17 protein-coding genes are annotated in these 21494 nt (G+C 34.9%); 8 read left to right on the top strand and 9 right to left on the bottom strand.

Annotation, left to right across the window (positions count from 1 at the left end; translation table 11 throughout):
- Positions 1-89 precede the first annotated feature (89 nt).
- From pdxA to ABID42_RS21655, 3 genes are all read left to right on the top strand, one after another.
- A complete protein-coding gene (gene pdxA / locus ABID42_RS21645; RefSeq protein WP_367285440.1) occupies positions 90-1109 on the top strand; it encodes a 4-hydroxythreonine-4-phosphate dehydrogenase PdxA in 1020 nt (339 codons plus the stop codon).
- Between the two features lie 83 nt (positions 1110-1192).
- Complete coding sequence (locus tag ABID42_RS21650; protein WP_367285441.1) at positions 1193-2071, top strand: sugar phosphate isomerase/epimerase family protein; 879 nt, start codon at positions 1193-1195, stop codon at positions 2069-2071.
- A gap of 133 nt (positions 2072-2204) precedes the next feature.
- On the top strand, positions 2205-3143 hold the full coding sequence (locus ABID42_RS21655; RefSeq protein ID WP_367285442.1) for an NAD(P)-dependent oxidoreductase: 939 nt from the start codon (positions 2205-2207) through the stop codon (positions 3141-3143).
- A 96-nt stretch (positions 3144-3239) separates the two neighbouring features.
- Here the strand turns inward: ABID42_RS21655 and ABID42_RS21660 are convergent, their stop codons facing one another.
- Positions 3240-3692: a methylglyoxal synthase gene (locus ABID42_RS21660; RefSeq protein ID WP_323689593.1), complete on the bottom strand. Its 453-nt coding sequence runs from the start codon at positions 3690-3692 to the stop codon at positions 3240-3242.
- Positions 3693-3917: 225 nt separating this feature from the next.
- On the opposite strand from ABID42_RS21660, the gene ABID42_RS21665 reads away from it, so the two are divergent.
- On the top strand, positions 3918-5270 hold the full coding sequence (locus ABID42_RS21665; RefSeq protein ID WP_367285443.1) for an MATE family efflux transporter: 1353 nt from the start codon (positions 3918-3920) through the stop codon (positions 5268-5270).
- Between the two features lie 338 nt (positions 5271-5608).
- On the opposite strand, the gene ABID42_RS21670 is transcribed toward ABID42_RS21665, so the two are convergent.
- The 3 genes from ABID42_RS21670 to ABID42_RS21680 form a co-directional block, all read right to left on the bottom strand.
- Positions 5609-6142, bottom strand: a complete 534-nt coding sequence (locus tag ABID42_RS21670) for a YfiT family bacillithiol transferase (protein ID WP_367285444.1) — start codon at positions 6140-6142, stop codon at positions 5609-5611.
- A 163-nt stretch (positions 6143-6305) separates the two neighbouring features.
- Positions 6306-9113 carry a leucine--tRNA ligase gene (gene leuS / locus ABID42_RS21675; protein ID WP_367285445.1) on the bottom strand — a complete coding sequence of 936 codons (2808 nt, stop codon included), beginning with the start codon at positions 9111-9113 and terminating at the stop codon, positions 6306-6308.
- 198 nt (positions 9114-9311) lie between these two features.
- Entirely contained in the window at positions 9312-10340 is a 1029-nt protein-coding gene (locus tag ABID42_RS21680) for a GntR family transcriptional regulator (protein WP_323689587.1), read from the bottom strand.
- A gap of 368 nt (positions 10341-10708) precedes the next feature.
- On the opposite strand from ABID42_RS21680, the gene ABID42_RS21685 reads away from it, so the two are divergent.
- Entirely contained in the window at positions 10709-11524 is an 816-nt protein-coding gene (locus ABID42_RS21685; protein WP_323689586.1) for a substrate-binding domain-containing protein, read from the top strand.
- 78 nt (positions 11525-11602) lie between these two features.
- Here the strand turns inward: ABID42_RS21685 and ABID42_RS21690 are convergent, their stop codons facing one another.
- On the bottom strand, positions 11603-12220 hold the full coding sequence (locus ABID42_RS21690; RefSeq protein ID WP_367285446.1) for a hypothetical protein: 618 nt from the start codon (positions 12218-12220) through the stop codon (positions 11603-11605).
- Positions 12221-12290: 70 nt separating this feature from the next.
- Here ABID42_RS21690 and ABID42_RS21695 point away from each other — a divergent pair, with 70 nt between their 5' ends.
- Together ABID42_RS21695 and ABID42_RS21700 are read left to right on the top strand one after the other, a co-directional pair.
- Positions 12291-12755 carry a GNAT family N-acetyltransferase gene (locus ABID42_RS21695; RefSeq protein ID WP_367285447.1) on the top strand — a complete coding sequence of 155 codons (465 nt, stop codon included), beginning with the start codon at positions 12291-12293 and terminating at the stop codon, positions 12753-12755.
- A gap of 186 nt (positions 12756-12941) precedes the next feature.
- Positions 12942-13940 carry a zinc dependent phospholipase C family protein gene (locus tag ABID42_RS21700; protein ID WP_367285448.1) on the top strand — a complete coding sequence of 333 codons (999 nt, stop codon included), beginning with the start codon at positions 12942-12944 and terminating at the stop codon, positions 13938-13940.
- A 61-nt stretch (positions 13941-14001) separates the two neighbouring features.
- Here the strand turns inward: ABID42_RS21700 and ABID42_RS21705 are convergent, their stop codons facing one another.
- The 4 genes from ABID42_RS21705 to ABID42_RS21720 form a co-directional block, all read right to left on the bottom strand.
- Positions 14002-14874, bottom strand: a complete 873-nt coding sequence (locus ABID42_RS21705; RefSeq protein WP_367285449.1) for a glycosyl hydrolase — start codon at positions 14872-14874, stop codon at positions 14002-14004.
- Between the two features lie 55 nt (positions 14875-14929).
- On the bottom strand, positions 14930-15673 hold the full coding sequence (locus ABID42_RS21710) for a phosphatase PAP2 family protein (RefSeq protein WP_367285450.1): 744 nt from the start codon (positions 15671-15673) through the stop codon (positions 14930-14932).
- Positions 15674-15774: 101 nt separating this feature from the next.
- Positions 15775-19854: a two-component regulator propeller domain-containing protein gene (locus ABID42_RS21715; RefSeq protein WP_323689581.1), complete on the bottom strand. Its 4080-nt coding sequence runs from the start codon at positions 19852-19854 to the stop codon at positions 15775-15777.
- Positions 19855-19907: 53 nt separating this feature from the next.
- Positions 19908-20549 carry a hypothetical protein gene (locus ABID42_RS21720; protein ID WP_367285451.1) on the bottom strand — a complete coding sequence of 214 codons (642 nt, stop codon included), beginning with the start codon at positions 20547-20549 and terminating at the stop codon, positions 19908-19910.
- Positions 20550-20907: 358 nt separating this feature from the next.
- Here ABID42_RS21720 and ABID42_RS21725 point away from each other — a divergent pair, with 358 nt between their 5' ends.
- A complete protein-coding gene (locus ABID42_RS21725) occupies positions 20908-21414 on the top strand; it encodes a metallophosphoesterase family protein (RefSeq protein WP_367285452.1) in 507 nt (168 codons plus the stop codon).
- Positions 21415-21494: the final 80 nt, after the last annotated feature.

Consider the following 21494-nt stretch of genomic DNA (forward strand, 5'->3'; position numbering starts at 1 on the left):
TACTTTTAAGATAACTTGCAACTCAAATTTACAGAATGGGGAATGCTTCGTTATTTCAAGAAAACAACCATTCACTGATTACAAAAACAATGGAACAACAAAAACCAATCATAGGAATAACTTTAGGCGATTATAATGGTGTAGGGCCTGAAGTAATTTTAAAGGCATTAACAAGTAACCGTATTTTAAAACTTTGTACGCCTGTAATTTATGGTTCGCAAAGAGTATTTACTTATTACAGAAAAGCACTTGAATTAAAAGATTGGACTTTGCACGGAATCCACGGAATCGATCAAATCAATCCAAAGTTCACCAATGTCATTACTTGTTGGGATGATAAACAAACCGAAGTAACACCGGGTAAAGTAACGCCTGAAGCGGGTGCTGCGGCTTTAGCTTGTTTACAAAAAGCAACGGAAGATTTAAAAGCTGGGCATATTCATGCTATCGTGACGGCTCCCATCAATAAAAATAATATTCAATCTGAAGAATTTAAATTCCCTGGGCATACTGAATACTTCACTGAAGCGTTTGATTCGAAAGAATCTTTGATGTTCTTGGTTTCTGATGTGTTGAGAGTTGGCGTAGTAACAGGACATATTCCTTTAGGAAGAGTACGTGGAGCGATTACTCAAGAAAAAATTACGCAGAAACTGAATTTGATGTTTACTTCTTTGGTAGAAGATTTTGGTATTCAAAAACCAAAAATTGCTGTATTGGGCTTGAATCCTCACGCTGGAGAAGATGGCTTATTGGGAAACGAAGAGAAAGAAGTAATCTCGCCAGTTTTGGAACAATTCAGAAAGAAAGGTAATCTTGTTTTTGGACCTTTTCCGGCGGATGGATTTTTCGGAAATGCTCAATTTAAACATTATGACGCTGTTTTAGCAATGTATCACGACCAAGGGTTAATTCCTTTTAAATACATTTCTTTTGAAAATGGTGTCAATTTTACAGCGGGACTTTCGATAGTACGTACTTCGCCAGACCACGGAACGGCTTATGATATTGCTGGAAAAAATATAGCCAAAGAAACATCCATGCTTGAAGCTATTTTTACAGCCATTGATGTAGTAAGAAATAGAAAAGAAATAGTTAGTCCAGTATAAGGAAAATTCAAAAAAGCCTTAATTTGTAAGGGTAAAATATTTTCTAAAAATATTATTCAATCTAAATTCAACCTTAATTAACAATGTCAATCGAACAACAATCACGTCGTGACTTTTTGAAAAATAGCTTAATTGCTACTGCTGGTGCAACGCTTCTTGCGAATGATTTATGGGCTGCTAAAAAAGAGGCTCGCCATATTGGGGTACAGTTATATTCTGTGCGTGATGCCATCAAAGTAGATGCTAAAGATACTTTGGCTAAAATTGCTAAAATGGGTTACAAAGAAGTAGAAGGTTTTGGTTATTCAAACGGAAAATTCTTTGGGTTAACGCCTGCTGATTATGCAAAAACTTTGGCTGATAACGGTTTGAAAATGCCATCTGCTCATGCTATGGTTACTTCAAAAGACTATGTTAACGGACAGCTTTCTGATGATTTCAAGAAATTGGTAGAAGATGCTATCAAAGTTGGTCAAAAATATGTGATTGCTCCATACATGTCTGACCCAGACCGTCTGATTGGTAAGCAAATGGCAGAAACTTTCAACAAAGCAGGTGAATATTGCAAGGCTTCTGGTGTGAAATTTGGCTACCATAACCATGATTTTGAATTCAAAAAGTACAATGGCGAACAACTTTATACAACCCTTTTGAATAATACTGATAAGAATTTAGTAACATTCGAAATGGATTTATACTGGGTAGTTGTGGGTAAAGAACAACCGATTGAATGGTTCAAAAACCATCCGGGAAGATTTACGCATTTCCACGTAAAAGACCACGATCCAGTTAAAAATGTAACAGTAGAAGTAGGAGAAGGCGATATTAATTTCCAAGAGATTTTTAATGCTGCTAAAATTGCAGGTACAAAATACTTTGTAGTTGAATTAGAAAACTACAAACGTACTCCAATGGAAGGCATCGAAATTGGCTTAAACAACTTGAAAAAATTAAAGTTTTAGTCGCTAATTTTTCTGAAAAATATTTAATCTGTTAAATTTGTAAACAGAAAATGAACCTGTCACCTCAGTGGCAGGTTTTTTTAGTACTTATTCATACCGAAGCGGAATTAATTAATCGGTACGAACAACAAATATGATGAAGAAAGTTTTAATTGCTGATGATATGCACCCAAGCATCCTGACGATGCTGAGTGAAATAGGTTTTTCTCCAGATTACCAACCCAATATTCAACGTCCTGAATTATTGAATATCATAAAAGATTACGAAGGATTATTGATTAGAAGTAAAACTAAAATTGATAAAGAGTTTTTAACGCATCAACAAAAATTAGAATTTATTGGTAGAGCTGGCGCAGGTTTAGATTTGATTGATATTGAAGCCGTAGAGCAATTAAATATTCAATTATTTGCAGCAAATGAAGGAAATTCTGATGCTGTTGCGGAGCATACTTTAGGAATGTTGCTGTCACTTTTCAACAAAATCAATTGGGCTGATGCAGAAGTACGTCAGAAAATTTGGTTGCGTGAAGCCAATCGTGGCATAGAATTAAAAGGCATGACGGTCGGTATTATCGGTTATGGTAATATGGGGAAAGCTCTTTCTGAGCGACTAGCGGGCTTTGGTGTAGCAGTATTGGCTTACGATTGTTTCAAAACAGATTATTCATCCAACTTGGTAAAAGAAGTAACGATGGAAGAAATCTTTGAGAAAACGGATGTACTTTCTCTGCATATTCCTTTAAATGAGTCATCGAAAATGCTGGTGAACGATGCGTATTTATCGAAATTCAAAAAGAATATTTTTCTAATAAATACTTCTCGTGGAGAAGTGGCTTCTGTTACGGATATTCTGAAAAACTTACAATCAGGTAAATTAAGAGGGGCTTGCTTGGATGTATTAGAAAATGAGAAAATGAAACAATTAACGGCTGAACAAGAAGAGGTTTATGAACAATTGTTTCAAATGAAAAATGTAATATTAACGCCACACATTGCGGGTTGGACGGTTGAAAGCTACCGAAAAATTAACGAAGTACTTTTTGAGAAAATTAAGAAGATGTATGGTTTATGAATTTGAAAATTTGGTGATTTGAAGATTTGAAAATGTGATTGATGAATAAAACCTGCTTGTTTATTTCTTACCATTTTCAAATCTTCAAATTAAAAACTATACTTTTCTTCCCAAATAAACAGAATAATCTGTCAGACGAGATTCGTATTCATCATTCATTAATGGCGAAGTCAACATAAAATCAGCCGTAGCACGGTTACAAGCCATTGGGATATTCCAAACTACACCCAAACGCAACAAAGCTTTAATATCAGGGTCATGCGGTTGTGATGCCATTGGGTCCCAGAAAAAAATAATCATGTCAACAGCACCTTCGGCTACTAAAGCACCAATTTGCTGGTCGCCACCCAACGGACCACTTAATAATTTTGTTACTGGTCGGTCGATAGATTCTTCAACTAATCTGCCTGTAGTTCCTGTTGCAAATAATTCATGTCTTGAAAGTACGCCTCTGTTGTAATAAACCCAATCAATTAATTCGGCTTTTTTATTATCGTGTGCAATAATGGCAATTCTTTTACGAGGCTTTAATGTTCTAATATTCGACATAGTATCGTTGGATTGTTTTTAGGTAAGTTAAGTGTTTAGGATTTCTAGCAACAAAAGTACAGTTTTTAGTCTTTAATGTTAATTTATTTCATTTGATGTTTTAAATCAAAAGCCAATTAAGTATATCAATTATTTAGGTTTTAACTTTGTAGAAGAATCTACAAAAACTTTCTTTTCTCAATCATTTCTTTTGTTTGTATCAACAATCTCTTAAAAAATATACCCTTGAAAAATTTATTTAAAAATTATCAGCCCGACCTTATTGCTACTTATCGTTTGTCGCTTCCCATCATTGCGGGGCAGTTAGGCATTATGATTATGGGTTTGGTAGATACCATACAAGTAGGACGCATCGATAAAGGTGCGGTAGAATCCTTGGCAGCGGCGGCTGATGCCAATGGAATTTTGATTAATATTTCTATTATTGGTTATATCTGTTTACAAATTGTTTCGCCAATGGTTGCCAAAGCCAAAGCTGAAAACGATTTCGCCAAATGTAATTTATTATTAAGAGCAAGTTTGTGGGTAGCCTTGTTGATGGCAATTATTTGTTCGGTATTAGTAGTGGCATTTGGACTGAATATGGAAATACTGCAACAGCCTCCACAGATTAGAACACTTACACAAGAGTATCTTTGGATAATGACAGCCTCTACCATTCCAGCTTTTCTTTTCTCGGCGATGAAAAGTTTTACTGATGGACTTTCACATACCAAAGTAGCCATGAATATTACTTGGACAGCCCTTTTGATGAACGTTATTCTGAACTATTTTTTGATTAATGGTATTTGGATTTTCCCAGAATTGGGATTAAAAGGTGCTGGTTATGCTACTTGTATTGCTAGGCTTTATATGTTTCTTGCCATCACTTATTATGTTTTTCGTTCAGGTAAGTTTAAAGAATATTTAGAGGCAAAAATTCATGAAAATGAAATGTCTAAACTGATTAAAAACATCCTGAAAGTAGGCGTGCCAAGTGGTTTTCAGGGCTTTTTCGAAATTGCGGCTTTCTACGGTGCGGTTGTAATGATGGGTTGGATAAGTATTGAACACAAAGCGGCGCACCAAGTAGCAATTGGTTTTGTGTCACTTACTTATATGGCTGCCACCGGAATTGCTACCGCTGGGGGCATCAGAGTTGGGGCAGGTGTAGGAGAAAAAAACCGTACTGCCATCTTTAGAGCTGGAACCGCTGCATTACTCATGGGCGTAAGTTTTATGGGTGTTTGTGGCGTATTGATGTTGACTTTCAATGACTTTTTTGCGAGTTATGTAAAAGACGAAGGCGTAATATTATTGGCAGCCCAATTAATCATTTGGGGAGGAATTTTTCAATTATTCGATGGCGTTCAGGCGGTGAGTTTGGGTATTTTACGAGGAGTACAAGATGTAAATGTTCCTACTTTAATTACCATTTTTGCTTATTGGGGCGTTGGCTTGCCTTTGTGTTATGTTTTAGGATTTATTTATGATTTAAAACATATTGGTATTTGGATTGGGCTAACCCTTAGTCTTTTCGCTTCTGCCAGTTTATTAAGCTGGCGATTTTATAATAAAGTCGGTAAAATGAAATTATAAAATTGGGATTGAAGTAATAAGTATATTGATACTAAAAACCGTAATTTTCCGCAAAAAAGAAAGGATTTTTATATCCAGAGAAGAAATTTCCTTATTTGAAATAGCAAAATTGCTATCTAAAACCGCAACAATCCGAAGTTTTGATAGGATTTTGCTGTTAAAAACCGCAATATTCCGCAAAAAAGTAGAAGTGTTGATACTTGGAGTACCAATTTTCCTACTAAAAGAGGAAATTTTTCCTCTTTTAGTAGGAAAATCCCTTCAAAAAGGATAAAATTTTATCCTTTTTGAAGGGATTTTCTATAGAAGACTTTAAAACTTTTTGTATTAGATAATTTCTATGATTGGGCAATTCCCAGTGCAATTTTAATATGTGCCAAATGATGTTGACTATGCCAAACGCCAATATCAACGGCATCTTTCAAGGTCATGTACATCTTACGTGTTGGATGATAAAATCCTTTTTGAAAATCTTCTTCCGTCATTTGTTCTAAAAGATACGTCCAACGCTGATGAACACCTGCTAATAAAGTCAAAGAGAAATCAATAGGAGCCGTTTTTGCTTCCTCTAAATTTGCCCAAGCATCTACTTTTCCTACCACAGCTTCCGAATTCACTTCAGTAAGGGCATGTTTAAAACGAACAAAATACAAAACGTGCATATCGGCAACATGGTGAATGATTTGTCTGACCGACCAACTACCTTCACGATATTGTTTCAATAAATCCTCCTCGCTTAAATCAGCACTTACTTCCTTATATTTTGCAGGAATCGTTTTTAACAAAGCTATTTTTTCTTGAATCTCTTCCCAAGTATGCGTTTCTTGAGGAACCCATTTTCCAATGGGATATTGTAAGGCTTGTAATTCCATAAAAAAGATAATTTGATGAAAGGTATATTTTAGTTTTTGAAGTTAAGGATAAAAAACTAAAAGCACTTGAAGAGATTGTTATTTTTAGAAAACAAAAAAATCCTATGAGGTTTCAAAAACCTCATAGGATTGAATAGAATTAAATCTTCGTCGATAAATTACTTTACAACACTACATTCACAATACGTTTTGGAACGACAATTACTTTTTTAGGAGCTTTGCCGTCTAACCATTTTTGTACTACTTCATTAGCTAATACGCCTGCTTCAATATCTGCTGGAATAGCATCGGTTGGGAAAGAGATATTGGCTCTTACTTTTCCATTGATTGAAATCGGATAATCGAAATTAGCTTCTACCAATAAAGAAGCATTGAATTTAGGGAAAGTAGCATAAGAAATTGTTCCTGCTTCGTTGCCTAACAATACCCAAAGTTCTTCGGCAATGTGTGGCGTGTATGATGACATCAAAATGACTAATTCTTGCAAGATTGCTTTCTTATTACATTTCAAAGTACCTAAATCATTTACGCAAATCATCAAAGTAGAAACTACTGTATTGAATGAATAACGCTCTAAATCTTCTTCTACTTTCTTGATACAAGTATGTAAAACCTTTAATTCTGCTGGTGATGGGGCTTCGTCTTTTACTTTGAAATTACCCAAATCGTCATAGAACAAACGCCATACTTTTTTGATAAAACGAAATGAACCGTCGATACCATTAGTATTCCAAGGCTTGGCTTGTTCTAATGGCCCTAAGAACATTTCGTACAAACGCAAAGTATCTGCACCAACTTTATCAACTAATACATCTGGATTTACTACGTTGTATTTAGATTTCGACATTTTCTCTACTTCTACTCCGCAGATATATTTGCCATCTTCTAAAATAAATTCAGCCTTTTCAAAATCTGAACGCCAGTTTTTGAAAGCTGTTACATCCAATACTTCGTTTGAAACAATGTTTACATCCACGTGGATTGGCGTAGTTTCATATTGTTCTTTCAAACCGAATGAAACAAAGACTGGATTTTTGCCTTCGCCCACAGAAGATTTCACACGATACACAAAATTAGAACGCCCTTGAATCATGCCTTGATTAATCAATTTCTTAGCAAATTCTTCTTCGGGTACTAATCCTAAATCTTTCAAGAATTTATTCCAAAAACGGCTGTACAATAAGTGTCCAGTAGCATGTTCTGAACCGCCTAAGTATAAATCAACAGCTTTCCAATAATTGATGGCTTCTGACGAAGCAAATTCTTGCTCATTTTGGGCATCCATATAACGATACCAATACCATGACGAACCTGCCCAACCCGGCATTGTTGACAATTCATATTCGTATTCGCCTTTGTACTTCCAACCTTCTGCACGTCCTAATGGTGGCTCGCCTGTTTCGGTTGGTAAGTATTTGTCGATTACTGGTAATTCTAAAGGTAATTCGCTTTCTTCAATCAAATATGGTAAACCGTCTTTGAAGTACGCTGGCACTGGCTCGCCCCAATAACGTTGGCGGCTAAATACTGCATTACGCAAACGATATTGAATTTTACCTTTACCAATGCCTCTTTCTTCTAACCATTTTGTCAAAGTTGCCGTAGCTTCTTTGTATCCCATGCCGTCGATAATTCCTGAATTGATGTATTTTCCTTCTTTGGTATTATCGGCTTGTTCTTCAATATCTTTTTGTGCATCTAAAATTGGCACAATTGGTAAATCGAAATGTTTCGCAAAATTCCAGTCACGTTGGTCGCCTGAAGGAACACCCATAACTGCACCTGTTCCGTAGCCCGCTAAAACATAATCCGCCAAGAAAATAGGAATTTTCTCGTCGTTAAATGGATTGATTACATAGCTACCTGTAAATGCACCCGTTACTTTTTTCACTTCCGACATACGGTCTAATTCCGTTCTTGAAGCTACCCATTTTACATACTCATCAACTGTGGCTTTTTGTTCTGGTGTTGTCAAGAATGGAACGTACTCATGTTCAGGAGCAATTACCATAAATGAAACGCCATAAATTGTATCAACACGAGTGGTAAATACTTCAATAAATTCAGGTGCATTTTCTTGAACAGTCGAAGCGTCAACTTTAAATTTCACACTTGCACCAGTACTTCTACCAATCCAGTTGCGTTGTTGTTCTTTCAAAGCGTCTGACCAATCTACTTCGTTCAATCCATCAATTAATCTATCGGCATAAGCAGTAATACGCATTGCCCACTGCTTCATTTTTTTCTGCTCTACAGGATACCCGCCACGTTCAGAAACACCGTCTTTGATTTCATCATTCGCCAAAACTGTTCCCAAAGCTGGACACCAGTTTACCACAGAATCATCAGGGAAAGTCAAACGGAATTTCAATAACAAAGTTTGTTGCTCTTGTTCGTTCATGCCATTCCATTCTTCCGCAGTAAAGTTTGGTGTATCTTCATCACAAACGGCATTAATGCCTTTGTTACCAGAAACAGTAAAACGTTCTACTAAAGAAGCAATCGGTAAAGCCTTGTTAGCATCTTTATCATAATAATGCTTAAACAATTGCATGAAAATCCACTGCGTCCATTTGTAATATTTGGCATCAGAAGTACGTACTTCACGAGACCAGTCATAACTAAACCCAATTTGTTTTAGCTGTCGAATATAAGTAGTAATATTTTCTTCGGTAGTAATTGCAGGATGTTGACCCGTTTGAATGGCATATTGTTCGGCAGGTAAACCGAAAGAATCAAAACCCATTGGATGCAATACATTAAAACCTTTCAAACGTTTGTAACGAGCGATGATGTCAGAAGCAATGTAGCCTAGCGGATGACCAACGTGCAAACCAGCACCAGATGGATACGGGAACATATCCAAAACATAGTACTTTGGTTTATCGTGATTAATCTCTGTTTTATAGGTTTGGTTTTCTTCCCAAAACTTTCTCCATTTCTGTTCTGTTTCTTTGAAATTGTATTCCATTGCTTGTGGTTTTTGTTGTAGTCATTAACAATAAGTGTGATTGGCTACAAGATAATTTTTTTAGAGTTGCAAAATTACAGGATTTTAACAGAAAAAGAGCCATGAAAACAAAACAACCTTGACTAAAGATAGTCAAGGTTGTAAACAAGGGATAAGATTTTTATCATCTTAGCCTATTTTTCAATTAAAAAAGTGCTTTTAAAGTGATTTCCTTAAAACCATTTCCATCGGTACTTGTACCTGTTGGCGTTTACCGGCTTGGATAATGTTGGCGGCCATTTTTCCAATCTCAGTAGGCTTTGAGGATATTATCGTGATGCCACCGGCTAATATTTCTTTATAACAATTATCATTCAAAGAGATTAAACCAATTTCTTTGCCCAATGTAAAGTTTTGTTGTTCTGCTGATTTGATTACTGCAACTAAATCAATGTCATCCATCGTCAAGTAAGCATTTCCTTGCATTACTTCTTCATCTTGAAAGCCATCCAACACTTGGAAATCGAAATGATTTGTCTCACAGAAATCTCTAAAACCTGTAATCAATTCAGAATCGAAGTACTCGTCTTCTGTCAATACCAAATTCAAGGTTTTGTATTTCTTGAAATGCTTTAAATTTTGTTGCATTACTTGTGCAATCTCATCGCCCGAATTACTCAAAATACTTGAATTCAATCCATGAAGTGATGCTAACGATTGTTCTAAAAAGATAAGGCGTTCGCCAGAAATCTTCTTTAAACATTTAATGTTTTCTTCGCTTTCCTCAATTAAGTGAGGCATGATAACATAGTAGTGATAATTCCCAAGATGACTATTGATGATTTCTCTGAAATTATCACTCTTGTAATTGTAAGTGAAAATATCAACAGTTACATCTTTGTTAGAGGCATTCACAAAAGCATTAAAAATAGCTTTGTTGTTTTCTGTAATTTTCCCAACTAGGAAAAATACTTTCGTTTTGGTTTTGGCTGACTTCCCAGAAATAAAATATCCTTTTCTGAAAATAGAAGTAATAACGCCCAAACGATGAAGTTCTGAATAAGCACGTTCAACAGTATCACGAGACAAGTAGCACTCTTCACTAGCTTCGTTGATGGAAGGAAGGCGTTCACCCGTTTGTAAGTTTCCGCTTTCAATATCAATCAACAAAGTATTTACTAGTTGTTGATATTTTGGTGTTTTTGAATCTTGCTTGTTTTGAGAAAACTCTCTGAATGTCTTTATCATTTTATTGGTTGGATAAAATTGGGTTATTTATATATTGGTAATAGCAGGTAATACGCAAGTGATAAATAATACAATTACATTTTGCTTCAACTGTAATTTTTGACTTTAAATAAAACGAGTGCTTTGAATGATTTAATAAGTCAAATAAATTATTGAAATAGTGCAGTAATTGTTTCGTAAAATTAGTTGCTAAATGCTTCTGATGGTTAGGACATTTCTTGCAAATGCTGGTATATATTTTGCAAAACTGTGAAAATGAGTATTTTGTGTCCTGATATGACCTGTCTTTTACGCTCGGTGTAAAACAGGATATTTAGTTCTTCGGAAATATGTTACTTGGACACAATAAGACAAAAAAGACACTCTCATTGACAGCACAAATAGCCAATTCGCACAGAAGCCTTCAAAAAAAAGAGCTAAAAATCCTGATGGTTTTTAGTAGGCTGAACGATTTTAAACATGAAATCTACGATGGTTTTATGAATGAAATTGAAGGGAAAGCTACGGTAGATTTATACATTCATCAGTTCAGTACCCAGAACGCTTTTCATTTTGAAAAGGTCATAAAAGAGAAAATCAATCAGTATGATTACTTCGCTTTTATGCTTCATGCCAATTGCCCGAACGAAGATTTTCTTAAAACCGTCAACAGTATTCCAACTGGAAAATTGATTCTTTTAGAAAAAAGAAATGAATTTATTCGGGGAAATTACGCTTGCGTTTATCAAGATTTCGAGCAAGATATTTACGAAGCTTTGTTCAAAGCGAAGGAAGCTATCATGAAATATAGTACAATCAATTGTATTATTCAGGAGCATTATGCCAACGCTTATTTTGTGATTGAAGGACTGAAGAAGTTTGCTAAAGAACATCAATTGCAGTACAACATTTATTCAGAAGTAGAAGAAAATACTATCAGAAGTAAAGAAGCATATTTGATTCTTTCGGAAAGATATTTGGCAGAAACGCTGATGTGTTGCCAACATAAAAAGATGAAAGTAGGAGAAGATATTGGCATCGTTTCCTATAACGAAACACCGATTAAGGAAATACTTTCTGGAGGAATTACGGTAGTTGCTACCGATCATTTTCAATTAGGAAAAAACGCTGCCGACTTAATTTTGAGTGGCAAAAAAGAACACATCAGAAATCCTTTTGTGTTTATTAGAAGAAATTCTTTGTAAGCAGTGAGCTATGAGCTGTCAGCCTTGAGCCTTTAAATAAAAAAAAGCTCATAGCTCATAGCTCACTGCTCATAGCTATTAATTAACTCCTAATTCTTTCCCAATCGAAACAATCCATTGGTCGAACAAAGTCTTTTCAATATCACAAGCGATTTTAGCGTGCGTTTCCCATTCAGGAGAAAACTCTTTTAATTGACTAATCATCTCTGCCAAATGTCCTTCTTCTTCAACAATGATTGATTTCATGTTTACTTTAGACGATACTTCATCAAGTAATTCTTGATAGGCAGGATACAATTCGTCGGCTCTAACTTCAATGGCATAAGTAACCAATAAATAAGCGGCATATCTCAAATCACTTCCTGAAAGTTTCAAGCTACTTTTTAAATATCTACAAACCTGAATATCCAGCGTATGTAAATAAGTATAACTCGCAAAAGGAGCGATGAGATATGGGTTTTCGTAGGTTGGGAAATCTGCTATTTTTCCGACCTTCTGAATTTGCTTTTTTAAGTAAAAAGCATGACGTGCTTCTTCGGCTGCGTGCTTCAAAACGATATAAGAAACCTTAGTTTTATCTTCTGAAGCCGATATTTTTCTTGCACCTGTATTCTCCATTAATGAAAGAGTATTCAAGAATCGAGCGTGAAGAGAATCGTTAGCAATGATGTTTCGGAATATTTCTTGTAATTTCATACCCAAAATTAGTAAGTGATTTTCATTCAATTTTTTTTATCCTTAATTATTTACTCACAAAATTAAAAATATGCAATTCTATTATGTGAATTACTCACCTGAGGAATTAGATGAAGTAAGAAAAATCTTTATAGAATATGCTGAATATTTGAAGATTGACCTTTGTTTTCAGCATTTTGAAGAGGAATTACAATCTTTATCAAAAGTATATGCAGCACCTAAAGGCTGTATTATTCTTGCCAAAATCAATCAGGAAATTGTAGGTTGTGTTGCGCTAAAACCCATTGCTGATGGCGTTTGTGAAATGAAACGCCTTTACGTAAAACCAACAGCTAGAGGGCTGAAAGTTGGTAGAAAATTGGTTGAAGAATTAATCACTTTCGCTAAAAATGCCAATTATCAAACCATGAAATTGGATACTTTAACTAGTTTGACTGAAGCTATCGCTTTGTATCGTTCTTTTGGTTTTAAAGAAACATCAGCTTATGTTTATAATCCTTTGGATGAAGTATTATACTTTGAATTAAACTTTTAAGGAGTAATTTATTACTAAAATCTAAAGAATTAATTATTACTTAAATCATCAAGTTGATAATATAATCTCTTTCATTCTATCTTTGTTTTGATACCAATTAATTTAATTGGGAATCAAGTTCGTTGCTAATTAACAAATTCTAATTTATAATCAATTCACTAATTTTTCATCAGCAAAACTAAATTCATGAAACAACTACCAAAACTTAATGCAATCCTTGCTCTTTTAATACTGTTAGTCTGTTGTTCTTGGGGCTTTTTAGGTCACAAAACCATTCATCAAATTACGGCTTACGCCTTGCCGAAAAAATTGTCAACCTTTTTTATGAAGAATGAAGACTACATGGTTTATAATTCTGTCCGTCCAGATGTTCGTAGAAATACCGATAAAACAGAAGCGCCAAAACACTTTATTGATTTAGATGCCCCAGTTTATGGTAAAGATCCTTTAAATGCCATTCCGCAAGATTGGGATTCGGCTGTAAAGAAATACTCTGTTGACACTCTGAAAGAATATGGTACTTTACCGTGGGTAGTAGTAGATATGCAAGAGAAATTGACGAATGCTTTCCGAAGTAAAATGAAAGACAGTATTTTATTTTATGCAGCAGATTTAGGACATTATGTTTCGGATGCTCACGTGCCTTTACACACAAGTTATAATTACGATGGACAATTGACTAACCAAAAGGGACTTCACTCACTTTGGGAAACTGCTGTACCAGAGATGAATATTGAAAGTTATAATCTTCATACTAAACATAAAGCCAAATACATTAAAGACCCTTTGGCTGAGATTTGGAAAAAAATCGCAGCAACCAACAAATTATTAGATGGCGTTTTCAAAGAAGAAATTAATGCTAGTGTTGGTTTTACTGAGGAAAGAAAATTTAAACGTTCAGAGCGTTTCGGACAAATGAGGAAGAATTATACAGGCGAATTTGCGAAGGCTTACGGTGAACGTTTAGGCAATACCATCAACAATCAGATGATATTATCAAGTGAAAGCGTTGCAGATTTTTGGTACACTGCTTGGGTAAATGCTGGGAAACCAGATTTATCAGATTTAGAAACAGTTTCCAAAGAAGATAAAGCTAAATTTAAAACAGCCATTAAAGCTTGGAAAAATAACGAACTCATCAAACAAGGCTTGTTGCAAGCCCGAAAAGGGAAGAGAGAAGAGTAAATAAAAAAGCTCTTGGCTAATTTCAGCCAAGAGCTTTTTTGTAATATAACAAATTCAAAACTTATTCTTTTTCACGAAAGGCTGCTCCAAGATTTGTAAGCTGTCCATTATTATCATAGATAGTTCCATATATGTATTCATCAGTACAACGGTCAGCAAACCAAGCGTAACGTTCAACAAATGGAAGACTCTTGAGTACTTCAATCGCTTGATTCATGTAAATCTGTGCTTGGTAAACAGTAGGTGTTCCATATCGGCTTAATTTCCATTGTGCATAATCAGCGGCACCAAACTCAGTTAACCAGATAGGACGTTTGTACTTGTTATAAATATCTGTTAGCCAATTTTTTAATTCAGTAGGAGCATTCGGGTTAGTAAAATCTTGATAAGTATGAACTGCGATAAAGTCAACCCGGTAACCTCTGGCTTCTACTCCTGCCATAAATTCTTGCAACCAAGGTGAGTTGGCAGGTGCAGGACTACCCAAACGAAGACCAGTACTCATTAATTCAGGCCAAATATCAAGGCATTCTTTTACCGTCATATTGGCTTGGTCAGCTCTATCCGGTTCGTTAAAGCCAAGTAAATGTTTTAATTTACCAGTCTCTTTCCCTTTTTTTAGATAATTAATTTTTGCGAGTGTTGTATCATTTTTTGCCCAAATCATTGGTACAAATTCTTCTTTCCCTTCATAATAACTTGCTGTGCCCGTCATTGGTAAAAATACACTCCAACTATACAACCAACCAGTGTTTAAATCATTCAGTTTAATGATATTTTCTTTGCTTGTAAAATTATAAGCTGCAATTCCTTTCTTGGTTGAAAGTGTATCGTTTGTCACGACTGGCGTTAAAATAGTCATGTCTTGAGCTTTACACGAAACTAAAATAATAATGAGAAAAAACAGTTCGATAGTGGTGATGATAATTTTCATACAAATATTTTTTCATTATTAGATTTACGCTTCTATAATCTGCTTAGGAGTTTAGTTAAAAGCCAATCACCAAATTTCCACCAACTGTTCTGCCATCGTACATTGGAGTAAAGGCAATTTTAGATGGATTATTACTTTGCTTTTTCCCTAATTTTTCTTTCAACCAAGGATAAATCACATAAGCAGCTTTGCCTGAAAGAATACCAATCCCTGCACCAACAACTACATCTGAAAACCAGTGGCGATTGTTCATGATTCTTAATGCACCTGTGGCGGTTGCTACAGAATATGCTCCAATTCCATACCAAATACTTTCATCATTATATTCTTGAGCGACTATTGTTGCCCCAAAAAAAGCATTTGCAGTATGACCTGAAGGAAATGAATCTTGTGCGGAATTATCAGGACGAAGTACTTTAGTTGTGTGTTTTAAACTAAATACAGTACCAGACATTACTGCTGCCCCGATGAATAAAACACCCATGCGGTCGCCAAAACTGTGTTTTGCCTTTACACCTACGAGGTCTAAACCGACATAAGCAGCATAAGGAGCATATTGAATAATATCATCAACATTGGTTTCGAAATCCTTATAATATTTATCATGCCATTCTAGTTGTTCTTGCTTTAAACTAAAACTTTTAAGCAAGTAGCCTCCAGAAAGTAATGCCGCAGGAACAATTAATTGTTTGACAGTAAGTTTACGGAAGGTAGAATCTCTTTGTTGTGATAAAGCAGCTGGACAAAAGCTAAAACATACAAAAAAGTAAAGAATAATGTTCTTTTTGAAATTCATCATTAGACGGAAATGTTTGGTGCTAAGCACGATTATAGCGAATAATCTAATTAGGGTGATACAAAAGACTTGATAGAATGAAGTAAATTGATGATAACTAATCATTATAAAGTCGATTTTTCAAGATACTCTGATGGTGATTTGCCAAACTCTTTTTTAAAGATACGAGTAAAATAAGATGGGTCGTTGAATCCAACTTTGTAAGCAATTTCGGCAATCGTAAAGCTTTCTGTTTCAAGTAATTGTACCGCTTTTTTTAAACGTACATTCTTGATAAATTCGTTCCCAGAAAAGTTGGTTAAACTTTTTAGCTTACGGTATAATTGCATTGTACTCATGTTGAGTTCTCTTTCCAAGAAAGCAATATCCAAGGAAGTATTCATCATGTTTTCTTCAACGATTCTTACTGCTTTTTCTAAGAAGTGTTCATCAGAAGAATTTAAAGTAATTTCTTTTGGATTTACTTTGATTTCTTTGCTGAATCGCTCTCTTAATTTCTTCCTGCTTTCAAGCAAGTTTTTTACTCTTGCTTCTAATAAATTGGCATTAAAAGGCTTGGTGATATAATCATCCGCACCGATTTCCAAACCTGCCAACTTACTATCATTACTTCCTCTTGAAGTAAGAATAATCACAGGAATATGACTCGTACTTTCTTTTAATTTGATATGCTCGCACAATTCTCCACCTGTCATTTCAGGCATAATCCAGTCAGAAATAATCAAATCAGGTACTTGTTCAATCGCAATATCAAGGGCTTTTTTACCATTGTTTGCTTCAATCACATTGAAATTGTCAACGAAAATCTCTTTGATATAATTGCGTAAATCGTCGTTATCTTCTGCAATTAATAAAAGTGGCGCATTCTTTTTGGATGTTCCATGCTGTTGATTTTCAGTAGCATTATCATGAATATTGATTTGTACCATTTCTGGAGTATTCGCATTTTCACGAATCCAACTACTGTCATAAGCGTTTTTATCAATCGGTAAATGAACTGTGAAAGTACTTCCTTTACCCAAACGACTGCTTACTAAAATTTCGCCACGGTGTAATTCTATCAATTCTTTACACAAAGCCAAACCTACGCCAGTACCCACTACTTGTTTTTGTGGGTCTTTGCCATGTATTTGATAAAAACGATTGAATACATTTTGCAGATTTTTACTGTCTATTCCAATGCCTGTATCGCTTACGGCAATGATGATTCGCTGATTATCCGCAGGATTTAAAGCTACTTTTACCGTGATTTCGCCATGACTATCCGAAAATTTAAAAGCATTTGACAATAAATTGGTGACGATTTTCTCTAAAATATCAGTATCAAAATAAGCTAAAATATAAGGACTTGAAGGTTGAAAGTTTAGTTTGATATTTTTCTGTTCCGCCAAACCTCTAAAAGATTCTGTGATTTGTTGCACAAAATCAACCACATCGCTTTGAGTAATCTCTGGCGAAAGTTTCCCTGCTTCTAATTTCGATAAATCTAATAATTGATTAATCAGCTTTTGTAATTGCTTGGCATTTCTGTAAATAGATTCTGTTCTTTTGCGTTGCGCATCAGGAATATCTTTGTTTTCGGATAAATACTTCTCTAAAGGACTGATAATTAATGTCAACGGTGTTCTAAATTCATGAGAAATATTAGTAAAGAAATTTGTTTTGAGCGTATCTAATTCCTGAATTTGTTCTTTTTCTCTTTCTTGTAATTCTATGTCTAATTTCAAACGTTCACGAACCAGCACGGTTCTTCTTAAAGAGTAAAGTCCAACACCAATAATAACAACATAAAAGAAATAAGCCCACCAAGTATTATACCAAGGTGGCAAAATGGTTATGCGTAAAAGGGCTTCTCTTTGTGTCCAAACGCCATCATTATTGGTTGCTTTTACCCTAAACAAATAATCGCCCGGATTTAAGTTGGTATAATTGGCTGTTCTTTGTGTGCCTATATAATTCCATTCTTTATCGAAACCTTGAAGTACATAAGCGTATTGGTTGTTCTTGAATTGTTGGAAATCCAAAGCAGTAAAATCTATCGAAAATACATTTTGGTCAGACTCCAAAATCAATTCTTCAGTTTGTGAAATATCTTGTTGTAATGGAGAGTTTTTCTGACCAACTACAACTGGTTTATTAAATAGTTTTAACCCAGTAAGATATACATTCGGTACTTTGTTACTTTCTACAAGACTATCTGGATGGAAAATATTAAGTCCTTCTGTACCACCAAAAAATATTTCTCCACGGTTATTTTGTGCATAAGCATTCAGTAAAAACTCAGAACCTTGAAGTCCATCTGCTTTTGTATAATTCTTGAAGGAATTGCTATAATTAATAAACTGAGAAATGCCTTGATTGGTTGATAACCATAAGTGATGATGGCTGTCTTCTACAATGCCTTTGATGGTATTATTGGGTAAACCATCTTCTGTTCTCCACACTTTAAAAGTTCTTGTGGCAGGTTGATACAAATTTAAGCCCCCACCATTTGTGCCAATCCAGATTTGTTTGCGAGAATCTTGGAATATTTTATTGATTTGGTTCGCACTTAATCCATCCGAACGATTAGACTTTTTGATGTGTACAATTCTTCTTTTGATAGGGTCATAACAGAAAATTCCATTGTTATAAGTACCAATCCAAAGTGTTCCATTTTCTTCTTCTAAAATAGAATTGATGTGCATTCCCAATAGAATTCCTTTACGATTTAGATCTGGCACGGGATTAAATTCTCCAGTTTGTTTATCGAAGAGTAAAATGCCTTCTTCCTGTGTACCAACCCAAACTTTTTTTGGTTTGATAGAAGGACTCAAACAAGTAAGGTGAGTAGTATTACTACCGTCGTCGTAAGGATAAAGGGCAAAGGAATTACTTCCTTTTTTCATGATTCTCAATCCAATTTCCCAAGTAAGTACCAAAAGGTCGCCATCACGGTCATAATATAAATTATTGATGTCGTTGGTACTGGTTGTCAAGAAAGAAGGATTAATAAAATAATGCGAGAAAGTATTTTTAGCTCTATCAAAAAGTGTTAGTCCATTATTGCTACCAATCCACACACGATTCGGGTCGCTTTCACAAGCAATTGCCGTTACTTTATCTCTTAATAAATTTTGGGTAGAATTTACTTTATGACGATATAATTTGAAGTTATTACGATGTCTGTAATGTACATTCAATCCTGCTTCCCAAGTACTTATCCACACATTGTTGTCACGATCTACGAAAATACTTTGGATAGCATGAGAACTCAAACCTGTTTCAGAATCAGGATTTGATTCTATATAAGTAAGTTGCGAGAAGTTATTATTTCTCACTAAAAATACGCCATTGTCTGTTCCAACCCATAGCACACCGTCTTTATCATAAACCAAATCCGTAATCAAATTGGCTCTATTAATTTGATTGGGACTGTACATGATTTGCGTAAACTGATTGGTGCGTGGGTCTAAACGATACAAACCATTACCACGAGTACCTACCAAAATATTTCCTTGTGGGTCTTCTACAAAACAAGTAATTTGATTTTTGCGAGGAGGTAAATTACTTTGGAGTCTAACCGTATTGGCGTGATTGTTTTTATCAATATGAGTAATTACACCATAATGTCCGCCTAGCCAAAGGGTATTTTTCTTGTCTTGATAAACCAAAGAAATATCGTTGGTCGTCAGTAATTCAGATTCTACCAAACGCCATTTGATGGTTTTCTGTTGATTATCAAAACAAAGCAAACCATAGCCATAAGTAGAAACCCAAATTTTGTTATCGGGCGTGGCGATGATAGAAGAAATACTCAGTCCGCCGATACTGGTTTTATCATCGGCTTGTTTAAAATGTATAAAATTTCCTGTGGTTTTGTCTAGCTTATTGATACCTCCATCAAAAGTACCTACCCAAAGATTTCCCTCTTGGTCTTCTGTAATACATGAAATCGTACTGCTACTGATGGAGTTTGGGTCGTTTGAGATATGTCTGTAAACAGTAAATTGGTAGCCGTCGTACTTGTTTAACCCATCTTTGGTCGCAAACCAAATGAAGCCCCGTTTGTCTTGAAAGATTTTACCAACTGTACTTTGTGATAAACCTCTTTGTGTACTAATACGGCTAAATTTCAGTTGTGCCACCAAAGGAGTGAACCAACTGCAACAGATTAACAATATGAGTACAATGCGTAATTTCATCAAAAAATAATCTTCCTCATGCAATTTAGGAAAATTTCAATAAAAGCTTGTTTTTAATTAACAGAATGGTACAACAGAAAACTCAGCAAACGTTCGTAAGTAAGTAGTTCGTCGGGACTAGCACCGATGTTTCTTAGCGTATCTCTGTGCTTGTTCGATAAATCTAAAAAATGTTTATCATGCGTTAGTCTCGCCGTGATGATTCCTTTATAACTGCGATGTAATTGATTGTATAAATACTTACAAGGTTTTGAAAGATGTAGATTGAAAATATTATTCAATGCTACCAAACTATCCGAATCATTCATGAACGGAAAACCTCTTTGTTCCAAAAACTCTTTTACGATTTCACAAGTATCATCCAAATCGTTTTCGTTGAAAATTTTATACTTAAAGTATTTAGCATCATTGAATTTCCCGATTGAAATCACCAAAGTATTTGAGTCTGGCCAATAATCACGAGTGTTTCCGATAAACTGTTGGGCAATTTGTTCTACTTGGTTGTTTCTACAACCAATATTTACTTCTAACCAAGTTTCATTCTGAAAGGGCGTTGCCGTAAAAATTACGTTCTGAAAGCCCGTTGGAGTCACTTTGCGAAATTGTTTTTTATCTGCCAATAACACAAAATTATGACTACTGAAAAACGGTTCTAGTTTTTCATAAAGAGTGGTTTCAAATGGTTTCACTGGCATAAAGCAACAATTTTGTGATTTTGTATTGAATTGTAATCAAGTAAATGTTGAAGTATTGAGTTTGAGTTCTTATTTTTTAAAACTCTTTGTACAATATGTTTGATGTTTATTCAACTATTTTTGTTCATTTATTTGTGAATGATATCCCTGTAAAAATAAGAGATAAATAAAAAGTCTCAATAAATTTTATAATTAACATTATTTAGCAAGGAATGTTCCTGTTGAAAGTGTTCAAATCTATTTCAATTATCAAGTTTATTCGTCTGAATAAGCGTTTAAAATCATTTTTTCTATTAGCAGGCGATTAAATCGCTCTATTATATTCAAAACGGAAGTTTTACTTGACTTAGTGAAAATTATGCAAAAAATTTTAATTATTTCAGATACTCATAGTTTTCTTGATGAACGTCTTTTACCTCATCTTGATTGGTGCGACCACATTTGGCATGCAGGCGACTGGGGTTCGGTTGAACTTTCGGATACTTTAGAAGCCATGAAGCCCATTCAGGGTGTTTATGGCAATATTGATAATGCTACACTCAGACAAATTTACCCAAAAATTAATCATTTTACTTGCGAAGAACTCAGTATCGGAATGACCCACATTGCGGGCGCTCCATCCAAATACAAACCCGATGCCCTTGAGTGTTTTGCCATTAAAACGCCTGATGTTTTTGTCTGCGGACATTCGCATATTTTACAAGTAAAAAGAGATTTATCCAGAAATGGCATGCTATTTATCAATCCTGGAGCGGCAGGAACACATGGTTTTCATGGTGTTCAAACAGCTATTAAATTAAAAATTGATGGGAAAAGAATTTTTGAAGTAGCAGTAATTGAAATGAATAGAAGGGTGAAGGGCTAGGAAGTATTAGCAGGAGTATTTACCGTTTAATAAGTTTTCAAAAATATTTTTGCCTTTATGAGCTAACACTATTATTTTTA

Source organism: Arcicella rosea, assembly GCF_040543805.1.
GTDB lineage: Bacteria > Bacteroidota > Bacteroidia > Cytophagales > Spirosomataceae > Arcicella > Arcicella rosea.

What these genes read in the sequence shown, in the direction of transcription:
- pdxA (WP_367285440.1), top strand. Translation starts at nt 90, where the DNA reads ATGGAACAACAAAAACCAATCATAGGAATAACTTTAGGCGATTATAAT.
- ABID42_RS21650 (WP_367285441.1), top strand. Translation starts at nt 1,193, where the DNA reads ATGTCAATCGAACAACAATCACGTCGTGACTTTTTGAAAAATAGCTTA.
- ABID42_RS21655 (WP_367285442.1), top strand. Translation starts at nt 2,205, where the DNA reads ATGATGAAGAAAGTTTTAATTGCTGATGATATGCACCCAAGCATCCTG.
- ABID42_RS21660 (WP_323689593.1), bottom strand. Translation starts at nt 3,692, where the DNA reads ATGTCGAATATTAGAACATTAAAGCCTCGTAAAAGAATTGCCATTATT.
- ABID42_RS21670 (WP_367285444.1), bottom strand. Translation starts at nt 6,142, where the DNA reads ATGGAATTACAAGCCTTACAATATCCCATTGGAAAATGGGTTCCTCAA.
- leuS (WP_367285445.1), bottom strand. Translation starts at nt 9,113, where the DNA reads ATGGAATACAATTTCAAAGAAACAGAACAGAAATGGAGAAAGTTTTGG.
- ABID42_RS21680 (WP_323689587.1), bottom strand. Translation starts at nt 10,340, where the DNA reads ATGATAAAGACATTCAGAGAGTTTTCTCAAAACAAGCAAGATTCAAAA.
- ABID42_RS21690 (WP_367285446.1), bottom strand. Translation starts at nt 12,220, where the DNA reads ATGAAATTACAAGAAATATTCCGAAACATCATTGCTAACGATTCTCTT.
- ABID42_RS21695 (WP_367285447.1), top strand. Translation starts at nt 12,291, where the DNA reads ATGCAATTCTATTATGTGAATTACTCACCTGAGGAATTAGATGAAGTA.
- ABID42_RS21700 (WP_367285448.1), top strand. Translation starts at nt 12,942, where the DNA reads ATGAAACAACTACCAAAACTTAATGCAATCCTTGCTCTTTTAATACTG.
- ABID42_RS21705 (WP_367285449.1), bottom strand. Translation starts at nt 14,874, where the DNA reads ATGAAAATTATCATCACCACTATCGAACTGTTTTTTCTCATTATTATT.
- ABID42_RS21710 (WP_367285450.1), bottom strand. Translation starts at nt 15,673, where the DNA reads ATGATGAATTTCAAAAAGAACATTATTCTTTACTTTTTTGTATGTTTT.
- ABID42_RS21715 (WP_323689581.1), bottom strand. Translation starts at nt 19,854, where the DNA reads ATGAAATTACGCATTGTACTCATATTGTTAATCTGTTGCAGTTGGTTC.
- ABID42_RS21720 (WP_367285451.1), bottom strand. Translation starts at nt 20,549, where the DNA reads ATGCCAGTGAAACCATTTGAAACCACTCTTTATGAAAAACTAGAACCG.
- ABID42_RS21725 (WP_367285452.1), top strand. Translation starts at nt 20,908, where the DNA reads ATGCAAAAAATTTTAATTATTTCAGATACTCATAGTTTTCTTGATGAA.